Here is a 21056-nt window from a genome sequence, read left to right as displayed (position 1 = left end):
ATCGTGCTACCGTTGGTCGACGAGGCGCGGACGGGTTGCGCGACGAAGAGGACGTGCGGCTCTAGATCCTCGTGCCTGCGAGAACTCACAATAACTTATCAATTTTAAATTTTACCTTACTTGTTGGATTTTAATTTGATGAACCAGAGAATTAAATTTGTGCGACCTTTTCCAAGAACTTGTGGGCCTGATTTTTTTGTCTTGGGATTGGTTTGTATAATTAGCAGCTATACATTGAGCCAGGAAGACTGGTCGGTATTGGGTTTTTTTGCGATCATAGGCCTTTTGCTTGCGAGCCATCGGGTACGCCAGATGGCTCGCAATAAACCCAATGAAATCCTCAATAATGTATTTTTTACGTTCATCCTGTCATTCTCAGCATTTTTTCTGTTTGGGCCACTCCTTCATGTTTTTGGGCATCCGGAAGAAATTGAATATTCTAGGAGCTTCTTTTCGATCACAGCCGATAAGGCTGTGACAGTATTAGGTGCTAACCTACTTGGTTTTGGTGTCAGCTTGATGATCGGTGGGTATCTTCACTTTGGCCCGTTTGTCAATTTCGCTATAAAGAACTTTAGTCGACTTCCGGCCATCAATATTCGGCGCGCCTCAGTTTGGCTTGTTGTGGTAGGGTTTGCCTTTAAGGCCTATGTTCTTTACAACGATCTATTCGTTAACGAAGTTATTTCAGGTCTTTATCGAAGTGCACAGTTATTGTTGCCAGTGGGAGTTTTTCTCCATTTTAAAGAAAATTTATTGGCTTTAAGGTTAAGGTCAATATTTTTTTTATGTGCGATGCTCTTATATGCGGCAGGTGGTTTGCTGGAGTTCAATAAAACAGAGACATTTATTCCACTGTTGGCTATGGTGGGTGGCATACTGGTCCGAAAGATGACATTAACTAGACTAGTATTGAGTGTTGCCGGGATGGGTTTCGCGTTGACAATTCTGCAACCTATCTATGGAGATGCGCGAGTTGAGGCCTGGAGTAGATCAAAAACTTCTCTTGAGGAGCGTATCAGCATCTTCCAGAGCGCCTATCGGAATGAGTTTCGAATTGATGAGCTTGAAAATATTGGAATATGGTCACGCTTTGACTATACGTCGCCGGATGCTGCAGCGATGTGGCTCTATGAAAATGGTAATGGTGGAGACAGTTATCAGATGATTCCTTGGCTTTTTGTACCGAGGCTTTTGTATTCAGATAAACCTATAACGACAACCGCTGGTATTAATTTTACTGACAAAGTGCTAGGTTACAATACATCGTCTACAGGCCAAGGCATATTCATTAGTGGTTATTATGACCTAGGCTGGTTTGGGCTGATTGGTGCTTCGGCTTTGGCCGGTTTCATCCTCGCTTGGTACCGTGCACTAATTCTGGCGGCCCAAATCTCACAATCGACAACGCTATTGATAATGGGTTTACTAGGGCATTGGACGGCCTTTTCGGTTTCTGGGGATTACCTTGCGACTTATCTTGGAACGTTTGTGATATCTTTATATGCATTTGTTTTAATAATGATAATGTTAGGTTTGCAAAGCTCTCATAGGGTTCGTGTTTAAAATGACGCGGTTGATTCTTTACATCGGTGCGCTTGCGCAGGGGTCAACGACGAAGTCGAGGATGAGGAGCCTCCAGTCGCTTGGTTGGCAGGTGCTCCCCTTTGATACAACTCCCTATTTGTTGGAGGGCAATCGCGCTTTCAGATCGATTGGGGCTCGATTTAATATTGGGCTTGGCGTGTCAAAGCTAAATAAGAACCTTATCAGTTGGGCAACTAATCTCTCGACAGATGTCTGGATGATATGGGTCGACAAAGGAACATGGATATATCCGGAGACGATCCAACAATTAAAATATCATTTCAGATGTATGTCGATTCACTATACCCCGGATGCGCAGATACTTTCGCAACGATCAAGACACTTCATCAAGTCTCTGGTGGATTACGATTTTTGTGTGACCACCAAGGAATGGGAAATCGATGAATATTATCGCAATGGGGCGAAGAAAGTATTTTTGACCCTTCAAGGATATTCTGACGATTTCGTGCTACGTTCGCCAAGTCCTTCTGAACTTCTGGAATATGAGGCTGATGTTTGTTTTGTCGGACATTTCCAAAATCACTATCGAGCGCGTCTAGAGGCGATTGTTCGTGAAAATATTGCCTTGAAGGTGCGGGGTGACCAATGGCTAAAAAAGCGGAAAAGAATGCCGCTTTTGTCGGGTTGTATCGGCCATGGCTTGTGGGGCGATTCATATCCCGCAGCACTCAGTTGCGCCAAAATAGGTCTTGGTTTGCTGGGTAAGCATATCCCTGAGACCTCAACCACTAGGTCATTTGAGATACCTGCTGTCGGTACATTTCTGCTTGCCGAAAGAACAACAATTCATCAAGAACTTTTTGAGGAAGAAGTTGAGGCTGAATTCTTTGCCGATGATCTTGAGCTTATTGACAAGATTAAATTTTATTTAAAAAATATCAGGTCAAGGGAGCGGATTGCCAGCGCCGGTTACCAGCGCTGTATTAAATCAGGCTACTCATCAAGAAAATTGCTAGAAGCACTAATGGCTAATGTGATCAGGGAAATTTGAAGTGCAGCATTATTTCTTGGAACAGACTTTTTGTGAAATGTATAACTCACATATATCAGCGATTTTCACGCTATCTGAAAGAAGAGCTGTATTTAAGTTGAGTTTCTTAGGTTGTGTCTCTTCCATCGTATTTTTTATATTAAATGATGGAGAGTGATATGAAAAACCAACTATCTTCTACATACGACCGCTATTCCTCCTGGAAGGGTTGGGTTTCAGGGGGGTTTCTACATTTCACAGATAATGAAGCCATTTATTATGCGGCTGAACTAAAGCGGGCTGGATTTGATGAGTTGACATCGCCAAAATGCCTTGAGTTGGGTTTTGGCAATGGCACATTTGCTGGTTGGGCAATCTCTCAAGGAATTGCATGGTCTGGTGTAGAAGTTCAACGTGAGCTACTTGACCTTGTGAGTGCGAGAGATCTGTGCGGTTTTGCTTCATTGGAGGAGGCAACTACGTTTCTTGGCACGGGTACCATAGATTTGGTTGTAGGATTCGATGTGTTTGAGCATCTCGAGGTGTCTGAGCTTATCGAGGTGTTGAAAGGTGTTTATTGTGTGCTTAAGTCAGGTGGTGTTTTGCTGGCCCGCGTTCCCAGTGGAGACAGTCCTTTCGGTCGAGCAATTTTTCATGGTGATATTACGCACCGTATTGCGCTCGGTTCTTCTGCGATTCGTCAACTTGCCTCGCAAACTGGATTCGAGGTGATCGATATTGGGCCACCACGGCTTCCAATTTTTGGCGTTGGATGGATGCGTGCGATGCGACGCGGCAGTATCCGATTGGCGCAGACGATTATTGCTCGCTTTATTAATCTTGTTTTTCATGACGGACAGCCCTGTGTGATTACTGCCAATCTGGTCTTTGTGCTCAAGAAGCCGGTTAAATGACGGGAATATTTTTTAATCTGTGACATATTGTTATTTTTAAAGGCTGTACATGTCAGCACGTAAACCACGTATTGGCCTAGTCGTGCCCGCCCTCGAACAAGGCGGCGGGGTACCTTCGGTGGCCGAATTCATTTGCCAGACTATTGAGCGGTCTGGTGCGTTCGATCTCCAACTGGTTTCGCTATCACAGTCCTCAAGTGATGGGATTGGCGTTGAGCTGACCAAGCCCGCAAGTTGGTTTCACGGTGTGCTTACTCGCAACGCGAACTGGCAGGGTCGTGCATTTATCCGAGTGGGAGCATTTGCATCCGAACTTGAATTCCAGCGCTATCAACCCCGTCATGCACTGGCGGCATTACTGGCGGACTGCGACCTGATTCAGGTGGTTTGTGGTACTCCCGCCTGGGCATGGGCCGTGTGCGGGCTGGGCAAGCCGGTGGCAGTGCAGTGCGCGACCCGCGCCATCGTCGAGCGGCGACGGCGCGATGCAACGGCACGCAGTCCCAAGACAGTCTGGTGGCGCTGGATGACAAAGTTCACCGACCGTCTGGAACGCAAAGCGCTGCAGACAGTGGACGCGATCCAGGTCGAGAGCCCCTGGATGTTGGATTACACACGAGAGGTCAATGGGGGGCGCGAGATTATCATCCGTTATGCGCCACCCGGTGTGGATGCAGCGCGTTTCCGGCCCGCCGCTCTTCGGGACCTGCGATCAGCCCCTTATATCCTGTGCGTAGGGCGGCTGGATGACCCGCGCAAGAATATCGGTCTACTGCTGGAAGCGTATGCCAACCTGCCGTCCGAATTGAAATCGACGGTGCGCCTGATGCTTGCGGGCACTTCTAGCCCGGGGCCAGTGTTCTGGGCACGGGTCAAAGAACTCAGGCTCGCCGGGCGGGTGGATTTCGTCCACTCACCGAATGCTGAAGCACTGGTTCGTCTGTATCAAGCCGCTTCGGTTTTTGCACTGCCTTCAGACGAAGAAGGGCTTGGGGTCGTGATCCTGGAGGCGATGGCCTGTGGCATCCCCGTGATTTCCACTCGGAGTGGCGGGCCAGAAGGCATTATAACGGATGGGGTAGAAGGATATCTGGTGGGGCTGGATAATGAAAAAGCGATGGAGGACAGGCTGACTCGCTTGCTCACCGATGCGGCACTAAACGAGCGCATGGGCGAAGCTGGGCGGGAAACGATCATGGGAAAATACGAGACTGGCGTGGCTGGCAAGGCTTTCCTGGATATTTACGATGAGATGCTCGCGAGTCATCGGCGCTCAGATGACGACAAAGCAGGGCGAAATATTGCAACATAAGATACGAAATCTTCGATGTGCGGAATAGCAGGTTTTACCCCAACATCGCGTGTGTCTGAAGCATCAGCACTTGATGCGACTCGGCGAATGGTTACCCGCATGCACACCCGTGGCCCCGATGCGGAGGGCGTATGGGCGAGCGAAGGCGTGGTATTGGGTCATCGCCGCTTGGCCATTCTCGACCTCGACGCCCGCGCCAACCAACCGATGGTGTCCACCGACGGCCGCTACGCCATCGTCTTCAACGGAGAGATTTACAACTTCCGCGAACTGCGCTGCGAGTTGGAGGCGGAGGGTATGGCCTTCTGCACCACGTCCGATACGGAAGTGCTGCTGGCGTTGTTCGCACGCGAGGGCGAGCGCATGTTGCCTCGGTTGCGGGGTATGTTCGCCTTCGCTATTTGGGATACGCAGACTCGCGAATTGTTTCTGGCCCGCGATCCCTACGGCATCAAGCCGCTGTATTACACGCGGACGAAGGTCGGCCTGCTCTTCGCATCGCAGGTGAAAGCGTTGCTGGCCTCGGGACAGGTATCGGCAGAACGGGAAGCGGCTGGGTTGGCGGGTTTCTATCTTTGGGGCAGTGTGCCGGAGCCGTGGACGCTTTACAGCGATGTGTTAGCACTGCCCGCCGGGCACTGGCTGCGGGTACGCGCCAGTATACCAGAGTCGCCAGTGTGTTGGCGTGACATCCGCACCCACTGGCGTGGTGAAGGTCGCAATGCCTCTGCCCATGAATTGCAGGAAACAGTGCGGCAGGTGGTGACGGATTCCATGCGCGCCCACTTGGTGGCCGATGTGCCGGTGAGCGTGTTCTTATCCGGTGGTATCGACTCGGCGGTGCTGGCCGGTCTGGCCTCCGGGCTGGGTGCGCAGGTCGAGGGCATTACCATCGGTTTCGATGAGTTTGTCGGCCGGCACGAGGATGAAGTGCCCGTGGCCGCTGCCATCGCGGCGCACTATGGCTTGCCGCACTTTGTCCGCCGGGTATCCCGTGCCGAGTTCGAACAGGACATCCCGCGCATTCTTGACGCCATGGATCAGCCCTCCATCGATGGTGTCAACACTTGGTTCGCCAGCAAGGCGGCGGCTGAACGTGGTTACAAGGTGGTGTTATCGGGCGTGGGTGGGGATGAACTTTTTTGCGGCTATTCTTCCTTCCGTCAGATTCCACTCATGGCTACCATGGGGCGGACGATTGCGGCCATTCCCGGCGCCAGTACACTTCTGGGCGTGCCTTGTTCCTATCTTGCCAAGAAACTCCTCAAGCCCAAGCTTGCCGCGATACCGACTTTCATAGATTCTTTGGAGGGTGCGTATTTTCTGAGGCGCAGCCTATTTCTACCCGAAGAACTTCCTGCTCTGATGGGAGCGGATATGGCGCGGGATGGCTTGGCACGCCTCGGTGGCTCGCCGCCGGGCATGGCCCAGGCCGATGCCAGAGATGGCGCTGCTGCCGTTGGCCTGTTGGAATCGACGCATTACCTGTGTAATCAACTGTTACGTGACAGTGATTGGGCCAGCATGGGACATTCGCTAGAACTGCGTACCCCGCTGGTGGATGCTGTATTGCTGGAAACCTTAGGTTCGTATGTGTCAGGCTTCGCAGGTGGCGCCGGCAAAGCAATGCTGGCACGGTCGCCGGGGAAACCTTTGCCTGAATCTATCATCAATCGCTCCAAAACCGGTTTCAGTTTGCCGATGGCGCAGTGGTTGTCCGAGGCGGGCGATCAGGACGCTTGGGGCAACGTGCCCATGCTGGCTGCACCAGGAACACCTTGGGCGCGGCGGTGGGCAAGGGTGGTCGTAGAGAGGATGACGGCATGCGAGTAATTCACGTTGTCCCCGCTATTACCGAAGAAGCGGCCGGGCCATCCTATTCTGTGCCGCGATTGTGCGAGTCGCTCATCGGTACAGGGATGGATGTCCAGCTGGCCGCCTTGGACTGGGCGGCTATACCAGTCCGTTTGCCATATCTGAAGACCTTCCCCTTAGGCTTCGGTCCACGCCGATTGGGTGTGTCGCCGAAGATGCGGCGCTGGCTGAAACAGGAAGTGTCGTCGGGACGAGTCGAAATCATTCACAACCATAGTCTGTGGATGATGCCCAATGTTTATCCGGGCTATGCAGTTCGCGATTCGCGCTGCCGCTTAGTGGTTTCTCCACGCGGGACGCTCTCGGCGTGGGCATTGGGACTGAACGCATTGCAAAAAAAGATTTTCTGGCATGTCTTGCAAGCGCCGGCGTTGCGGGCGGCAGCCTGCTTCCACGCCACTTCGGAGAGCGAATACGAAGATATTCGTCGGTGCGGTTTCAGGCAGCCGGTCTGCATTCTTTCCAACGGCATCGACGTACCGCCGCTGGAACAAACGCCGAATAGTGGTCGCCGTCAGTTATTGTTTTTGGGCCGTATCCACCCAATAAAGGGTATCGATAACCTGCTGCGTGCCTGGCAGGTGGTGGAACACCGATTCCCAGACTGGGAATTGCATATTGCCGGCCCGGACAATCGTGGCCATTTGGCCGCAATGCAGGCGCTGGCTAAGCAATTGCGGCTGGAGTGTGTCGTCTTTCGCGGCCCGCTGTTTGGTGAGAAAAAGCTGCGCGCGTATCGGGCAGCCAGCCTGTTTGTATTGCCCACGCATTCAGAAAATTTTGGTATGTCTGTGGCGGAAGCCTTGGCAGCCGGAACGCCGGCCATCGTGACCAAGGGCGCGCCGTGGGATGGGCTGGATAAGCAGGACGCGGGTTGGTGGATCGACATCGGTGTTGATCCGCTAGTAGCATGTCTCGGAGATGCGCTGGCGACACCGCCAACACTTCTTGCGGAAATGGGCCGAGCTGGACGCGAGTGGATGCTGCGAGACTATTCCTGGGAACGAATCGCTGCGCAGCTTTCGGTGGTTTATTGTTGGTTGCTTGAAGGCGGCGAGACGCCACCGTGCGTGAGGTTGGATTGAATTTAATCGGAGTAGAAAATGATTTCACACGAACTGAAAAGCCTGTTCTATGTGGCAATGCGTTTGCCGATGAAGTTAAACGCGGCATTTTATAAGTCATTCAGGGCTCCGAATGTTGGCGAGGTAAAAGTCCACCTTGGTCCAGGACAGAAGAACTATATTGATGGCTGGATCAATTTGGACGCGAATTTCATTACAGCCAAAGTCGATGTCTGGGCGGATCTGGCAAATCCACTGCCATTTAGAGATGCCACCGTTGATGCATTTTATTCACATCATGTAATTGAACATTTACCAGATCCAGTTATAGTTTCATTATTTAATGAAATGTATCGCTGTCTAAAGCTTGGCGGGGTGATCAGAGTCGGTGGTCCAGATGGAGACACAGCGATCCGAAAATTTCTGGAGAATGATAAATCTTGGTTTGGCGATTGGCCCGACAAACGGGAAAGCATAGGTGGGCGTTTCGCAAATTTTATATTTTGTCGAGGCGAACACGTTACGATGCTCTCACGGTCATATCTTACAGAACTCGCTACTGATGCTAAATTTGAAAGATTGGTGTTTTGCGCACCCGGAGATGAGACAAATCATCCCGCCCTGATTGATGAGCACGTCTTGAGAAAAGAGGAAGAGCCAACCCCCAGCGCTCCACATACTGTGATATTAGAAGCTGTAAAACCTGCCCTGTCTAGGCAAGCTTCTGATACATACTTGAAATGATTTACATAAAAACAATATATGAAATGATTTACATAAAAACAATATATGGGATGCGCTGATGGTTGATATTACCGTCATCATTCTCACTTACAACGAGGAAGCTAATATTGCACAAGCGCTGGATTCCATCGCTGGCTGGGCCAATGAGATTTTCATCCTTGATTCGCAAAGCACAGATCGAACGTTGGAGATTGCACGCCAGTATGGCTGCCACATTGCGCAGAACAATTTTGAAAATTATGCTAAGCAACGCAATTACGCGCTCGATCATCTGCCTATAAGCAGCGAGTGGGTGCTTTTCCTGGATGCCGACGAATGGTTGTCAGAGGAGTTAAAAAAGGAGATTTTAACACTCCTCGTCACGGCACCTGAACAAAATGGTTTCTACATCAAGCGGCGCTTGATTTGGATGGGACGTTGGATACGTCGAGGCTACTATCCTTCATGGCAATTAAGACTTTTTCGAAATGGCAAAGGTCGTTGTGAGGACCGTGCAGTTAACGAGCATCTGATCGTGGAAGGTATAACCGGGCATTTGCTGAACGACTTCACGGATGAAAACAAAAAAGGGGTATCTGACTGGATTGCCAAACATAACGGCTATGCAACGCGAGAAGCGCAGGAACTGCTTAGTATGCGAACCGCGCAGGACTATCAAGAGATTGATGCCCGTCTGTTTGGTACGCAGGCGCAACGAAGGAGATGGCTGCGCTATAAAGTTTGGAATAATCTTCCACCGTTAATTAGACCTTTTTTTTATTTTATTTACAGGTACATTCTTTTGGGTGGGTTTCTGGATAGAAGAGAAGCATTTATTTTCCATTTTCTTCAAGCGCTGTGGTATCCGTTGTTGATTGATGTTAAATATTTAGAATTGAAAATGGCACGTTCACGGAATGAAAAAAACCCACATTGACAATTTGGCAATTGGTATGTGATGGCGGGTTATTTTCGGTTTCACTTTTGGAGTATTGAGGTATATGTTTGCAAATAAAAAACTAATCATCACGGGTGGCACAGGCTCCTTTGGTAATGCAGTGCTAAGACGTTTTCTGAATACTGATATTTCAGAAATTCGCATATTTAGCCGTGATGAGAAAAAACAAGATGATATGCGTAAGCACTACAATAACTCCAAACTCAAATTTTATATCGGTGATGTGCGCGACTATCAGTCTGTTCTGAATTCCGTACGAGGTGTGGACTACATCTTTCACGCAGCGGCATTGAAGCAGGTTCCATCCTGTGAGTTTCACCCCATTGAGGCAGTCAAAACCAATGTGCTCGGGACAGAAAATGTTTTGGAGGCGGCGATTGTTTCCGGCATCAAACGCGTAGTGTGTTTGAGTACCGATAAGGCGGTTTATCCCATCAATGCCATGGGCATTTCCAAGGCGATGATGGAGAAGGTGATTGTGGCTAAATCGCGCAGTAGTGATTCCACTGTGATTAATGCCACTCGCTATGGGAATGTGATAGCTTCACGGGGCTCGGTGATTCCATTGTTTGTTGATCAAATTCGCGCCGGTAAATCTATAACCATTACCGACCCGAACATGACACGCTTCATGATGACGTTGGATGATGCGGTTGATTTGGTTTTGTATGCCTTCGAGCATGGCATGCCAGGAGAAATCTTTGTTCAAAAGGCGCCTGCGGCAACCATTGAAACCTTGGCACAGGCGCTGACCCAGTTAATGGGTGCGCCGGAGCATGAGATCCGCATTATTGGCACACGCCATGGTGAAAAGCAGCACGAGGCATTGCTGAGTCGCGAGGAAATGGTTGCTGCTCAGGATTTGGGTGGCTATTACCGTATACCACCGGATCTGCGTGATTTGAACTATGGCAAGTTTGTCGAGCAGGGCGAGGTGAAGATTTCCGAGGCGATGGATTACAACTCTAATAACACGACGCGCCTGGATGTCGAAGGCATGAAGGACTTGCTGATGAAGCTTTCCTTCATGCAGGCGATTGCTCGTGGTGAGCACGTTGAACCGGTAGAATGAGATGCGCGTCCTTGTAACTGGCAGCCGAGGGTTTATAGGCAAGAATCTGGTTGTTCGCCTCGGCGAACTGTCTGGGTTTGAGGTTGAGCAATTTTCCCGCGAGGATGAACTGAGTGCTTTGTCTGAGAAAGTTCAGCGGGTAGACGCGGTTGTGCATCTGGCAGGCGAGAACCGCCCAAGGGATGTCGCAGATTTTGAAAAGGGTAATGCAACTTTGACGGCGTTACTGTGTGTTGCCATTCAGGCTACAGGGCGCAAGATCCCACTTATACTGGCATCGTCCATTCAGGCGGAATTGGCTAACCCCTATGGGCAGAGCAAACGCGCGGCTGAGCAGGCTGTGGAGCAGTTTGCGTTGCAAACTGGAAACCCCGCGGTGATTTACCGTTTGCCCAATGTGTTCGGTAAGTGGTGTAAGCCCAACTACAACTCAGTGGTAGCTACCTTTTGCCATAACATTGCCCATCAGTTGCCGATCCAGATCAACGACCCTTCGGCACAATTGCAGCTGGTGTATGTGGATGATGTAATTTCTGAATTTCTGAGTGCGCTCGAATCCATGGCTAAGGGCATGCGTTGGGGTGAGGTTGCTCCGGATTATTCGATTACATTAGGGGAGCTGGCCTCGCAAATTCAGGACTTCAAAAATTGTCGAAGTACCCTGGTTTCCGAGCGCGTTGGGTCAGGTTTGGTGCGTGCTTTATATGCGACGTACGTGAGTTATTTGCCACCTTCCAGGTTTGCCTATGACTTGCCGCGCTATGGTGATGAACGGGGGGTATTCGTCGAAATGCTTAAAACGCCCGATTGCGGGCAGTTTTCTTACTTTACGGCACACCCGGGCGTCACACGGGGTGGGCATTATCATCACAGTAAGACCGAGAAATTCCTGGTTATCAAGGGTTCGGCACGTTTTGGTTTTCGCCATGTCGTGACCAACGAGACGTATGAGATTTTAACCTCGGGTGATGTACCTCAGGTGGTAGAGACGGTGCCGGGCTGGACACATGACATCACGAATGTGGGCGAGGACGAGTTAGTCGTGATGCTCTGGGCCAACGAGATTTTTGATCGCGCCCATCCCGATACGATTGCTTGCGAGGTTTGATATGAAAAAACTAAAAATCATGACGGTCTTGGGAACACGACCGGAGATCATTCGTTTGTCGCGGGTAATGGCGAAGCTGGACGAGCACACTGAGCATGTGCTGGTGCATACCGGGCAGAACTATGACCATGAGCTCAACGAGATCTTTTTCCAGGATCTGGATGTTCGCAAACCCGATCATTTCCTCAATGCGGCGGGCGTCACGGGGGCCGAAACCATTGGCAAGGTGATCATCGCGATTGATGCTGTGCTTGCTCAGGTGAAACCGGATGCTTTGTTGGTGTTGGGGGATACCAATAGTTGCATGGCTGTTATACCTGCCAAGCGTCGCAAGATTCCGGTGTTTCACATGGAAGCGGGCAATCGTTGCTTTGATCAACGCGTGCCGGAGGAAATCAACCGACGCATCGTGGATCATACGGCAGACATTAATCTGACTTATAGTTCCATCGCCCGTGAGTATTTGTTGCGCGAGGGTTTGCCTTCTGACATGGTGATAAAAACCGGCAGTCCGATGTTTGAGGTGCTGATGCATTACCGGGAAGGCATTGATAATTCAGATGTGCTTGATCGGCTTGGCCTCACGTCAGGTGGGTTTTTCGTGGTCAGCGCCCACCGCGAAGAAAATGTCGATTCAGGCAAGAATTTCAACAAGCTGGTGACGATGCTCAACACGATAGCGGGGCATTACGGAATCCCGGTCATTGTCTCTACACACCCACGAACGCAGAAACGGATCGACGCGATGGGCACCAAGTTTCATGCTAATGTGAAATTGCTCACCCCGCTGGGTTTTAAGGATTACAACAAGCTGCAAATAGCCGCCAAAGCGGTATTGTCAGACAGCGGCACCATCAACGAAGAATCTTCCATCCTCAACTTCCCAGCCCTCAATATCCGAGAAGCGCACGAGCGTCCGGAAGGCATGGAAGAAACTGCCGTGATGATGGTTGGGATGGAGACTGATCGTGTGATGCAAGCCTTGGCCATTCTGGAAAGCCAGCCGCGTGGCGACACGCGCTTGCTTCGTCAAGTGGGCGACTACAGCATGCCAAATGTATCGGACAAGGTAGTGCGGATTATTCATAGCTATACCGACTACGTGAATCATGTTGTCTGGAAGAAATATTGAGTGATGGGCAAGACGATGCGTATCGCGCTGATCGCTGACGCTTTTCCACCCTTGCGTTCATCCGCGGCGGTTCAGTTGAGAGACTTGTCTCTTGAAATGGTCAGGCAAGGTCACAAGCCGACCGTAATGATCCCCACCCCAGATATTAATCAGCCTTGGTTGCTAGAGGATATGAATGGTGTGCAGGTGATGCGTCTGAAAGCACCGCGCACCAAAGATATTGGCTACATACGACGAACGATTGGGGAATTCTTGCTGCCTTTCATAATGCTGCGTAATTTACGCAAAAGTCCCTTGGCAAATATGCGCTGGGACGGCGTAGTGTGGTACTCGCCGACGATTTTCCTCGGGCCTATCGCAAATGCGCTCAAGAAAGCCAGTGCCTGTCGAAGCTATCTCATCGTCCGGGATATCTTCCCTGAGTGGGCGGTGGACATGGGGCTGCTCGGTCGAGGTCTGCCTTATCGCTTTTTCAAAACAATCGAGCGCTATCAGTATTTAGTCGCGAACGTCATTGGGGTGCAGACACCCGCCAATTTACCGTATTTTGATGGATGGAATTCACAGCTGGGGAGGCGGGTAGAGGTACTGCAAAACTGGCTTGCTGAAGCACGAGATGTCGGTTGTGGCATTTCAGTCGCGGCTGGTCCTCTTGCTGGTCGCACCATTTTTGTCTACGCAGGCAACATGGGGGTGGCGCAGGGGATGGACATTCTGATTGATCTCGCGGAGCGGTTGCGTGATCGTCATGATATTGGGTTTCTTTTTGTCGGTCGAGGCAGCGATGCCCAGCGTTTGCGTGAAGTTGCTAAGTCACGCGGGCTATGCAATGTTGTTTTCTACGACGAGGTGGAGCCTTCAGAAATACCAGGCTTGTACGCTCAGTGCCAGGTTGGCATTGTAGCCCTAGACCCCCGCCACAAAACACACAATATTCCAGGTAAATTTCTTACTTACATGCAGGGCGGTTTGCCGGTACTGGCGAGCATTAACGCCGGCAATGATCTGGCGGAAATGATTGATCGAGAAGGTGTGGGGCGGGTTTGTACGGATCACTCGGTTGATACCCTGCAGCGCTTAGCGAAAGAACTTGTGGACGAAATCGCTGGTGATACCAAGGTGTCTGCACGTTGTCGAGCCTTGTCAGCCAAGCTCTTCTCTCCGGAGGCAGTGGTTAAGCAGATCACAGCAGCTTTGGTGAGCTGAGACCAAAGTGATAAGTTATTATCAAAAGTGGTGTTTAACCAGATGGTTCACAGAGTCTGGCGGGCCAATGATTTATCACCTCATCCACGGTCGATATGGATGAAGCCAATGCGCAAGATACGGCAGTGGGTTTACAAGAAGTGAATCAATCGAATGCGGCCATGCTATTAAATATTGATTAGCTTATAATATATGTGGTTATAGAAGAAGGTACCGGACTTTGTTTTCTGATAATAAATATAAAAAACAAAAGGTTATTTCCCATAGTCTAAATGTGGGATAGATGATGGCATTGATGACAATACCAAAAGTATGTAATAGTAAGTTACATAATCACAATAATAATAAAGTAAGCTATTTATAGGTACCCATGGAAGGGGACGTGGGTGCATATAAATCTGGATTAGATTCGGGTTTGTGTGATTTTAGGCAAGTTTGAATACAATGTAACGGGAACAGCTCCGCTCGCGGGGTCTGTGTGGCTAACCTGAACAGGATGCCACACTTTCAGTTCACCCTGTATTGAATGGCTTGCCGGTTAGGTACATCGGGGGATGTAATGCAGGGGATATACTACGGCGTTTTTGCCTTCTTGCTTACTGTAGCGCTTGTCTATGGGGCGATGCCTCTTGCTGTTCGTTATGGTTTCGTTGATTCTCCCGGTGCTCACAAGTACCACCGTAAGGAAACCCCGCTGGTCGGCGGTATTGCCATGTTTCTAGGCCTGGCGTTCACTTCTCTCTTCATGCAATTCCTTAACCCCTCTCTGATTGATGTTGCGGCCATGCTGTATGCAACGGCCTTGATTGCGATAATTGGCAGCCTTGATGATTTATATGGCCTGCGCGTTGCTCCCCGGCTGGGTGCTCAGATCTTGGCAGGGATGATTATGGCATTCTGGGGAGGGGCCACTCTCCTGGATTTGGGTCACGTATTTGGCGCACAAATTGTTTCATTGGGCATGTGGGCCATCCCGCTAACAATATTTTGTTATGTCGGGGCAATGAATGCCATGAACATGGTGGATGGTATTGATGGCTCCGCAGGGGGGATCGCGCTTATTAGCTTGTCGATGCTATCGATAGTTGCTGCCCAGGCCGGTCTCCATATGGACCTTGCTTTGCTTCTGGTGTTGGTGGGTGTTGTGGCCGGTTTCTGGATATTTAATGTTCGTTTGTTTGGGCAGCAGCACGCACGGGTATTTATGGGTGATACGGGTAGCATGTTCCTCGGGCTTGCCATCGCCTGGTTCCTGATCTCCCTGTCACAGGGTGAACAACGCGCCATGACCCCGGTCACGGCCCTGTGGATTTTTGCACTCCCATTGGTTGATACGATAAGCGTTATGTTACGGCGTGTGTTCAAGCGACAATCACCATTTTCCGCTGACCACGGGCATTTTCACCATATCCTCTCACGTGCAGGATTCAGCGTTAACAAGACGGTGGCACTAATGATGGGTATCCAGGCGCTGATGGGCGGCATCGGCCTGATGGGCCTGTATGCAGGCGTGGCTGAAGCGGTGATGTTCTATGTATTCTTTGGTATTTCAATTGTGTATCTGATCGTAACGACGTACATGTGGAGTTCCCCTGCCCGCACGGGAATGGAGCAACGCATCAATAAACGTAAGGATTTTGTCCTCAATGTGAAGCTATATTTGGCGAACCATGAGGTCAAATATCTGAAGTCACAGGATGTGAGCCTTGGCGGGGTTTTTATCAATATGGCTGAAATTAAGGTTCGCCTTGGGTCGAAGGTGGAGCTGGCCATTCAAGACCCTGGCAATACCGGTCAGGAGTATCGATTTACTGCGCGCACGGTGCGGATCACTGATAATGGCGTTGCCTTTGCATTCGAATACTGCAATGCAGATAATTTCAGGGCACTGCAGAAATTGGTTTTTGAAAAGACCACAAATTATAGAAAAGACCCAGAAGTCACTCGACATGCTTTAACCTCATAATTTTCCTCGCCCCATATTCTGGAAATGACAATTAAGGCGGCTGTTCAGCCTCATCACGGTTGTCAGATACCCCATTTTTCTCTGGCACGCTTCAATATAGAGTGAGATCTGATTTAAGCCGTGCCAAAACATGGTGCGTTTTCACTATCCTGTTCAGATGTATTAGGTATATTGTTAAGCATTATTTTTGGTTGTATATTCATGGGCTTACGCGCATTCCGTCACGGCGATTTTGTTTGGTTTTGTTGTTTCTTAATAGCTATACTATATGTTAATATCTAGATGCGGTAGAACTGAACAGAATCTTATTTAAGGTGCTGAACTCTAAAGAGTTTATAGGGGTGCATAATGAAAACACGAATCTTGGTCCTATTGGCCTGCCTGATAATGCCTTTCCAATTACTTCATGCCGATATCTCCAGTGACATGAGTGCCGGTTTGCCCATTGATACGGTCATCGCCAATGCCCTGGCCGAAGGGCAAGAGATTGAGGATATCGTTGCCGAAATGGTGGAATTGGCGCCTGATCAAGCTGCCGCGATTGTTACCGCTGCCATAGCGGTGGCACCCGATCGGGCCGCTGCGATTGTGACGGCAGCGGTGGCCGCTGCACCAACACAACGTGTAGCGATCGAGACGGCGGCTATTGCGGCCGGTGCTGACCCAACTGTTGTGACCACGGCCTCTGCCGCCGGGGCAGCGGGTGCCGGGGCGGGTGCTGGCGCCGGAGCGGGCGCAGGTGCTGGTTCAGGCTCAGGCGGCGGAGGTGTTGCCAGCCCGAGTTAAGATGTAAGACAGAATGAGATGTGACTGTCGGCCTGAATAAGGCCGCTGTAAGTGGTGGTGACTGCTAAGGGGCTAATCGGTCACGCAAATAATAATAGTAGGTTTGGGGGCAGTAAACTGATGGAAATGAATAACAGAAAAACCGGGACAACGGTCATTGTGATGGGGATGATGTTGGGGGCTTCTTCCCTGGGCCAGGCACAAACCCCCGAGACCGATTTGCCAGGGTTCTATCCTTCTGTGGAACTGGCGTATAAACACGATGACAACATTTTTCGTCAGGAGAACAACGAGGAAAGCGATGATATTTTTTCCGTCTCGCCTGATTTGGTCTGGCGCTGGTTTCTCGGCAAGCACCGCCTGACTGCGGAATATCTGGGTGATTACGCTACCTATGACACCAACGATGATGAAAACTACGACGATCACTTTTTATCTGCGGATCTGCTGCTGGATCTGACCCCCAAGTTTAATGTCGACCTGCAGGCCAACTATAACCGCGGCCATGAAGCGCGTGGTTCTTCGGGGATTCTGCCGGGCAATGTCAGCACTAAGCCGAATGAGTGGAAAGAGAGCCGCCTCTTTGGGCAATTGACCTACGGCCGGCGTATCGCCAATGCCCAGTTCCAGCTCGACCTTGAAGCCAAAGACCTGGAGTATACGAATAATAATCAGGACTTCCGTGATCGCGATACCGATAGCGTAGCTGGCCGTTTCTTTTATAAAATCGCACCGAAGACCTCGGCCATTCTCGAGGCGGAACACCGTGATATCGACTATACAAACTCTGCTATCCGCGACCTCGATAGTACCGAACGTTACTATCGTGTTGGTTTGCGCTGGGAGGCAACCTACAAGACCACGGGTGAGCTGAAGGTAGGGCGCTTCGAGAAGGATTTTGACTCAGCAGCCGAAGAAGATAACGATGGTGTGAGTGTTGTCGGTAAGGTGACCTGGGAGCCACGTACCTATAGTCGCTTCACCTTTACCGCCTTGCGTCAGCCGAATGAGACGGCAACGGCGGATAGTTCTTATACGAGCGAGCTTGTGTCAGCTGACTGGCAACATGACTTCAGTTCGCGGGTGTCATTGAATGCCAATATCAGTGATGGCACGGATGACTATACCGGTACGCGTGAGGATGACTTGTTCAATGCCGGGCTGGGGCTGAATTATAAAATGCGTCGCTGGCTGGACCTTGGCGTGGCTTATAACTATTCGGAACGAGACTCCAATGCACCGACGGCAAGTTTTGATGATAACATCTTCATGTTGAGAGCAACCTTGAGGTTGCCGCGCTAGGTGCTCATTTGGCATGTGTTGGCGTGGGCGAACCACGAACCACGCCGCAGGTAAGCCAAAGGGCGGTGTTATTGGGGTGGGCTTCGTTGTTATTGGTTTTTGTCTGAGTGCATCGGCATCCAGGTAATTTGCAAAGCAGGTAAGACAAAGACTACTGCGTTGGACTGAAATTGCCCTCTTCATATCAATAGTTTTGCGGCAGGAAAGTATGTCTGCAATCAGTCTGGTAATTTTCTCGAGGATAAAAATGCGGCGTTATCTACTAGTTTGGCTGGTATGTCTGATGACCACGGGCATGGCGGTGGCTGATAGCAAAGACAGTTACCGTATTGGCCCGGGGGATATGCTGTCGATTAGTGTCTTTGGTGAAGAAGACATGAGCCTGAAAGAGGTGAGGGTCGGCACCAATGGCACTATTTCATTCGCGCTTCTCGGTGAACTGAAGGTCAATGCCCTGACCGTCAGGGAGCTTGAGGCTGATCTTATTCGACGCCTCAAAAATGGTTACCTGAAAAAACCGGTTATCACCGTGTCTGTGCTCGAATATAGGCTTTTTTATGTCAATGGCGAGGTGAAAAATCCTGGCGGCTATAATTTTGTTGATGGTCTGACGGTGCAAAGGGCCGTTGCCCTGGCGGGGGGCTTTACCGAGCGTGCGAGTAAGAGCAAAATAAATCTTGAGCGCGAGACTGCACCGGGTGTTGTGCATCAGAGTGTAGGCCTCAATGAAGCGGTGAGTCCGGGTGACGTGATCACCGTAGGTGAAAGCTTCTTCTAATGACTAAATCATTTGAACCTGAAGAATTTATAAAGGCCGAGAAGCTGATGACACGAGAAAGAGCATTTCCGGTACAAATGGATGATGCCGATGAAGAGGGAATCAATCTGCTTGAATACTGGCAGGTGATTCGGCGGAGGGCTCGTGCCATCCTTGGCCTCGGCTTGCTGGCGGCCCTTATCGGCGCGCTTGTCGCCTTCAACATTACGCCACAGTACCGCGCTGAGATCAAACTACTCGTGGAGCCTGATGTGCCCAAGGTGGTGTCTGTCGACCCGCTGCAAGGAGTCAGCAACATCATGTTTTTCTACCGGACCCAGTATGAAATTATTGCCAGCCGTTCGCTTGCTGAGGCCGTGATCGAAAAGTTACAACTGGAACAGCATCCGGTTATTTCCCCAAAGCAAGGTAAAAACGAATCCGGCTTTAATCTGTCCAGGCTGGTAAAGGGATGGATGCCTGAATCGTGGGGGATTATTGAAGAAAGCAAGCCGCCCAGTAAGGAACAACTTCGTGCGGCGGCCATTGGTTTTTTTCTTAGTAACCTTCATGTAAAGGGACAGAAAAATAGTCAGATCATCAACGTCGCCTTTGAGTCCCCTGACGCGGCACTTTCCGCCCAGATCGCCAATGCTGTTGCTGAGGCCTACATCGAGAAAGGCCTGGATGCAAAATTTGCGTTGAATCAGAAGGCGGCAGGCTGGTTGACGGAACGTCTCGCCGGTTTGCGGACCAAACTCGAGCAGTCGGAAGAGACCCTGCGCGCATTTCAGGAAAAAGAAAAGCTCGTTGGTACAAAAAGTTTTGAAAGTATCACCAGTGGCAAACTCGGTGGTATCACCGAGGCCCTGATAAATGCGCAGGCCCGACGTGCCGAGGCAGAAATTCGTTATAAGCAGATTAAGGCGGCGCAGCGCAAGGGTCAAAGTTACGAATCACTGCAGGCGGTACTGCAAAACGCCTTTGTTCAGCGCCTTAAAGAAGATCAGGTGAAACTGGGGAGGACAGTATCGGAACTGGCGGAGCGTTATGGTGAAAAACACCCGAAGATGATTGCTGCACGTAGTGACCTGCGTGAGGCTAATCGTCACCTGCGTCTGGAAGTTGAGAAAGTCGTGAACGGTATCATCAGGAATTATGAAGCCGCAGCGGCCCAGGAACAGGAACTGAAGCGCCTGAGCCAGCAGACTCAGACTGAGGCGCGTGGTCACCAGGCCAAGGAGTTTGAACTGACCAAGCTCGAGCGGGATGTTGAAACCAGTCGCCAGTTGTATGAGGTCTTCCTGACCCGACATAAGGAAACCAACCTGGCCGGTGACACTGATGTCACCAATATCACGATCATCGATAAGGCCACACCACCATTGGTGCCGAGTAAGCCTAATAAGAGGCGTATTGTTGCCGTCTTCATCATGGCAGGATTATTTATCGGAGTGTTGCTGGCCTTCCTGCTCGAGTATCTGGAGAATACCTTTCGGACCCCGGAGGACATCGAGGACAAACTGGGCTTGCCTGTACTGGGCGTGATACCGACATTGTTGCTGGATAAGAAGTCGAGCGAGGTCCCGGAACGCCACGCCTTCACCAGCCCGGATTCTCCCTTTGTCGAGGCGCTGAATGCGGTACGTACCGGGGTCATGTTTGCCAATATTGATACACCGCCGAAAACCATCATGGTGACTTCATCGGTGGCGAATGAGGGTAAGACCACCTTATGCAGTAACCTCGCCCTGACCTTCAGTCACACGGGCAGAACCCTGCTTATTGATGCTGACCTGCGCAAACAGCAACACAGTGGCAAGGTCTTGCGCAGGCGTTCACGCCTGGGTCTGGCAGACCTTGCCGTCGGTGATGCCGAGATCAAGGAGTGTATTATTAAAGACAATGATGTGGGGAATCTGTTCTATATGAGCAGTGGTACGGCCTCACCGAAACCCCTCGAGCTGTTATCCTCGAAACGCTTTTTAGATTTACTCGATAAACTCAAGGATCACTTTGAGCATATTATTATCGATTCGGCACCTGTGTTGCCCGTGAGCGATTCACTGGTGCTGGGCAATCTGGTCGATGAGGTGATATTCGTGGTCAAGGCGGATGAGACCACCCATGCGATGGCAAGAGAATCCATGAAGCGGCTGGCATCGGCACATGTTGTGCCGCTCGGGGTGGTCTTGCAACAGGCCGACCTGAAGAAGATGGAGGACTACGGCAGTCATTATTATACCTATGGTTATAACTATGGTTATAACTATGGTAATGACTAGGGACTGATGAATAGTCGT

General features: G+C 50.5%; 17 protein-coding genes. All 17 read left to right on the top strand.

Annotated elements, in window-relative coordinates:
• Positions 1–234 precede the first annotated feature (234 nt).
• The 17 genes from EL386_RS09500 to EL386_RS09420 all read left to right on the top strand — a co-directional run bounded on the left by EL386_RS09500 (position 235) and on the right by EL386_RS09420 (position 21038).
• The gene (locus EL386_RS09500) at positions 235–1566 is read left to right on the top strand and encodes a hypothetical protein (protein WP_126455642.1); all 1332 of its coding nucleotides are present in this window, start codon (positions 235–237) and stop codon (positions 1564–1566) included.
• A 1-nt stretch (position 1567) separates the two neighbouring features.
• Positions 1568–2599, top strand: coding sequence for a CgeB family protein (locus EL386_RS09495; protein ID WP_126455640.1), 1032 nt, complete (start codon positions 1568–1570; stop codon positions 2597–2599).
• A gap of 158 nt (positions 2600–2757) precedes the next feature.
• The gene (locus tag EL386_RS09490) at positions 2758–3492 is read left to right on the top strand and encodes a methyltransferase domain-containing protein (RefSeq protein WP_172597693.1); all 735 of its coding nucleotides are present in this window, start codon (positions 2758–2760) and stop codon (positions 3490–3492) included.
• A 49-nt stretch (positions 3493–3541) separates the two neighbouring features.
• Positions 3542–4804 (top strand): glycosyltransferase family 4 protein, encoded by a 1263-nt coding sequence (locus EL386_RS09485; RefSeq protein WP_126455635.1) that lies wholly within the window; start codon positions 3542–3544, stop codon positions 4802–4804.
• Between the two features lie 15 nt (positions 4805–4819).
• Positions 4820–6637, top strand: coding sequence for an asparagine synthase (glutamine-hydrolyzing) (gene asnB, locus EL386_RS09480; RefSeq protein WP_126455633.1), 1818 nt, complete (start codon positions 4820–4822; stop codon positions 6635–6637).
• Positions 6628–7764 carry a glycosyltransferase gene (locus EL386_RS09475; protein WP_126455631.1) on the top strand — a complete coding sequence of 379 codons (1137 nt, stop codon included), beginning with the start codon at positions 6628–6630 and terminating at the stop codon, positions 7762–7764. The genes asnB and EL386_RS09475 overlap by 10 nt, the downstream gene beginning before the upstream one ends.
• 18 nt (positions 7765–7782) lie before the next feature.
• A complete protein-coding gene (locus tag EL386_RS09470; protein ID WP_126455629.1) occupies positions 7783–8487 on the top strand; it encodes a class I SAM-dependent methyltransferase in 705 nt (234 codons plus the stop codon).
• 58 nt (positions 8488–8545) lie between these two features.
• The gene (locus EL386_RS09465; protein WP_126455627.1) at positions 8546–9403 is read left to right on the top strand and encodes a glycosyltransferase family 2 protein; all 858 of its coding nucleotides are present in this window, start codon (positions 8546–8548) and stop codon (positions 9401–9403) included.
• Positions 9404–9467: 64 nt separating this feature from the next.
• A complete protein-coding gene (locus EL386_RS09460) occupies positions 9468–10496 on the top strand; it encodes a polysaccharide biosynthesis protein (protein WP_126455625.1) in 1029 nt (342 codons plus the stop codon).
• Position 10497: 1 nt separating this feature from the next.
• Positions 10498–11604 carry a UDP-2-acetamido-2,6-beta-L-arabino-hexul-4-ose reductase gene (gene wbjC / locus EL386_RS09455; protein ID WP_126455623.1) on the top strand — a complete coding sequence of 369 codons (1107 nt, stop codon included), beginning with the start codon at positions 10498–10500 and terminating at the stop codon, positions 11602–11604.
• Position 11605: 1 nt separating this feature from the next.
• Complete coding sequence (gene wecB / locus EL386_RS09450; protein WP_126455622.1) at positions 11606–12736, top strand: non-hydrolyzing UDP-N-acetylglucosamine 2-epimerase; 1131 nt, start codon at positions 11606–11608, stop codon at positions 12734–12736.
• A gap of 3 nt (positions 12737–12739) precedes the next feature.
• Positions 12740–13942, top strand: coding sequence for a glycosyltransferase family 4 protein (locus tag EL386_RS09445; protein ID WP_232020280.1), 1203 nt, complete (start codon positions 12740–12742; stop codon positions 13940–13942).
• A 559-nt stretch (positions 13943–14501) separates the two neighbouring features.
• On the top strand, positions 14502–15908 hold the full coding sequence (locus EL386_RS09440; RefSeq protein WP_172597692.1) for a PilZ domain-containing protein: 1407 nt from the start codon (positions 14502–14504) through the stop codon (positions 15906–15908).
• A gap of 348 nt (positions 15909–16256) precedes the next feature.
• Positions 16257–16694 (top strand): hypothetical protein, encoded by a 438-nt coding sequence (locus EL386_RS09435; protein WP_126455617.1) that lies wholly within the window; start codon positions 16257–16259, stop codon positions 16692–16694.
• A 120-nt stretch (positions 16695–16814) separates the two neighbouring features.
• Positions 16815–17996: an outer membrane beta-barrel protein gene (locus tag EL386_RS09430; RefSeq protein WP_126455615.1), complete on the top strand. Its 1182-nt coding sequence runs from the start codon at positions 16815–16817 to the stop codon at positions 17994–17996.
• A 208-nt stretch (positions 17997–18204) separates the two neighbouring features.
• On the top strand, positions 18205–18774 hold the full coding sequence (locus EL386_RS09425; protein ID WP_126455613.1) for a polysaccharide biosynthesis/export family protein: 570 nt from the start codon (positions 18205–18207) through the stop codon (positions 18772–18774).
• Positions 18774–21038, top strand: coding sequence for a GumC family protein (locus EL386_RS09420; protein ID WP_126455611.1), 2265 nt, complete (start codon positions 18774–18776; stop codon positions 21036–21038). The genes EL386_RS09425 and EL386_RS09420 overlap by 1 nt, the downstream gene beginning before the upstream one ends.
• Positions 21039–21056 lie beyond the last annotated feature (18 nt).

Origin of the sequence: Sulfuriflexus mobilis (genome assembly GCF_003967195.1) — a bacterium.
GTDB classification, from domain to species: Bacteria; Pseudomonadota; Gammaproteobacteria; order AKS1; family AKS1; genus Sulfuriflexus; species Sulfuriflexus mobilis.
This window is presented reverse-complemented; position numbering and strand designations above follow the sequence as displayed.

What these genes read in the sequence shown, in the direction of transcription:
- EL386_RS09495 (WP_126455640.1), top strand. Translation starts at nt 1,568, where the DNA reads ATGACGCGGTTGATTCTTTACATCGGTGCGCTTGCGCAGGGGTCAACG.
- EL386_RS09490 (WP_172597693.1), top strand. Translation starts at nt 2,758, where the DNA reads ATGAAAAACCAACTATCTTCTACATACGACCGCTATTCCTCCTGGAAG.
- EL386_RS09485 (WP_126455635.1), top strand. Translation starts at nt 3,542, where the DNA reads ATGTCAGCACGTAAACCACGTATTGGCCTAGTCGTGCCCGCCCTCGAA.
- asnB (WP_126455633.1), top strand. Translation starts at nt 4,820, where the DNA reads ATGTGCGGAATAGCAGGTTTTACCCCAACATCGCGTGTGTCTGAAGCA.
- EL386_RS09475 (WP_126455631.1), top strand. Translation starts at nt 6,628, where the DNA reads ATGCGAGTAATTCACGTTGTCCCCGCTATTACCGAAGAAGCGGCCGGG.
- EL386_RS09470 (WP_126455629.1), top strand. Translation starts at nt 7,783, where the DNA reads ATGATTTCACACGAACTGAAAAGCCTGTTCTATGTGGCAATGCGTTTG.
- EL386_RS09465 (WP_126455627.1), top strand. Translation starts at nt 8,546, where the DNA reads ATGGTTGATATTACCGTCATCATTCTCACTTACAACGAGGAAGCTAAT.
- EL386_RS09460 (WP_126455625.1), top strand. Translation starts at nt 9,468, where the DNA reads ATGTTTGCAAATAAAAAACTAATCATCACGGGTGGCACAGGCTCCTTT.
- wbjC (WP_126455623.1), top strand. Translation starts at nt 10,498, where the DNA reads ATGCGCGTCCTTGTAACTGGCAGCCGAGGGTTTATAGGCAAGAATCTG.
- wecB (WP_126455622.1), top strand. Translation starts at nt 11,606, where the DNA reads ATGAAAAAACTAAAAATCATGACGGTCTTGGGAACACGACCGGAGATC.
- EL386_RS09445 (WP_232020280.1), top strand. Translation starts at nt 12,740, where the DNA reads ATGGGCAAGACGATGCGTATCGCGCTGATCGCTGACGCTTTTCCACCC.
- EL386_RS09440 (WP_172597692.1), top strand. Translation starts at nt 14,502, where the DNA reads ATGCAGGGGATATACTACGGCGTTTTTGCCTTCTTGCTTACTGTAGCG.
- EL386_RS09435 (WP_126455617.1), top strand. Translation starts at nt 16,257, where the DNA reads ATGAAAACACGAATCTTGGTCCTATTGGCCTGCCTGATAATGCCTTTC.
- EL386_RS09430 (WP_126455615.1), top strand. Translation starts at nt 16,815, where the DNA reads ATGGAAATGAATAACAGAAAAACCGGGACAACGGTCATTGTGATGGGG.
- EL386_RS09425 (WP_126455613.1), top strand. Translation starts at nt 18,205, where the DNA reads ATGTCTGCAATCAGTCTGGTAATTTTCTCGAGGATAAAAATGCGGCGT.
- EL386_RS09420 (WP_126455611.1), top strand. Translation starts at nt 18,774, where the DNA reads ATGACTAAATCATTTGAACCTGAAGAATTTATAAAGGCCGAGAAGCTG.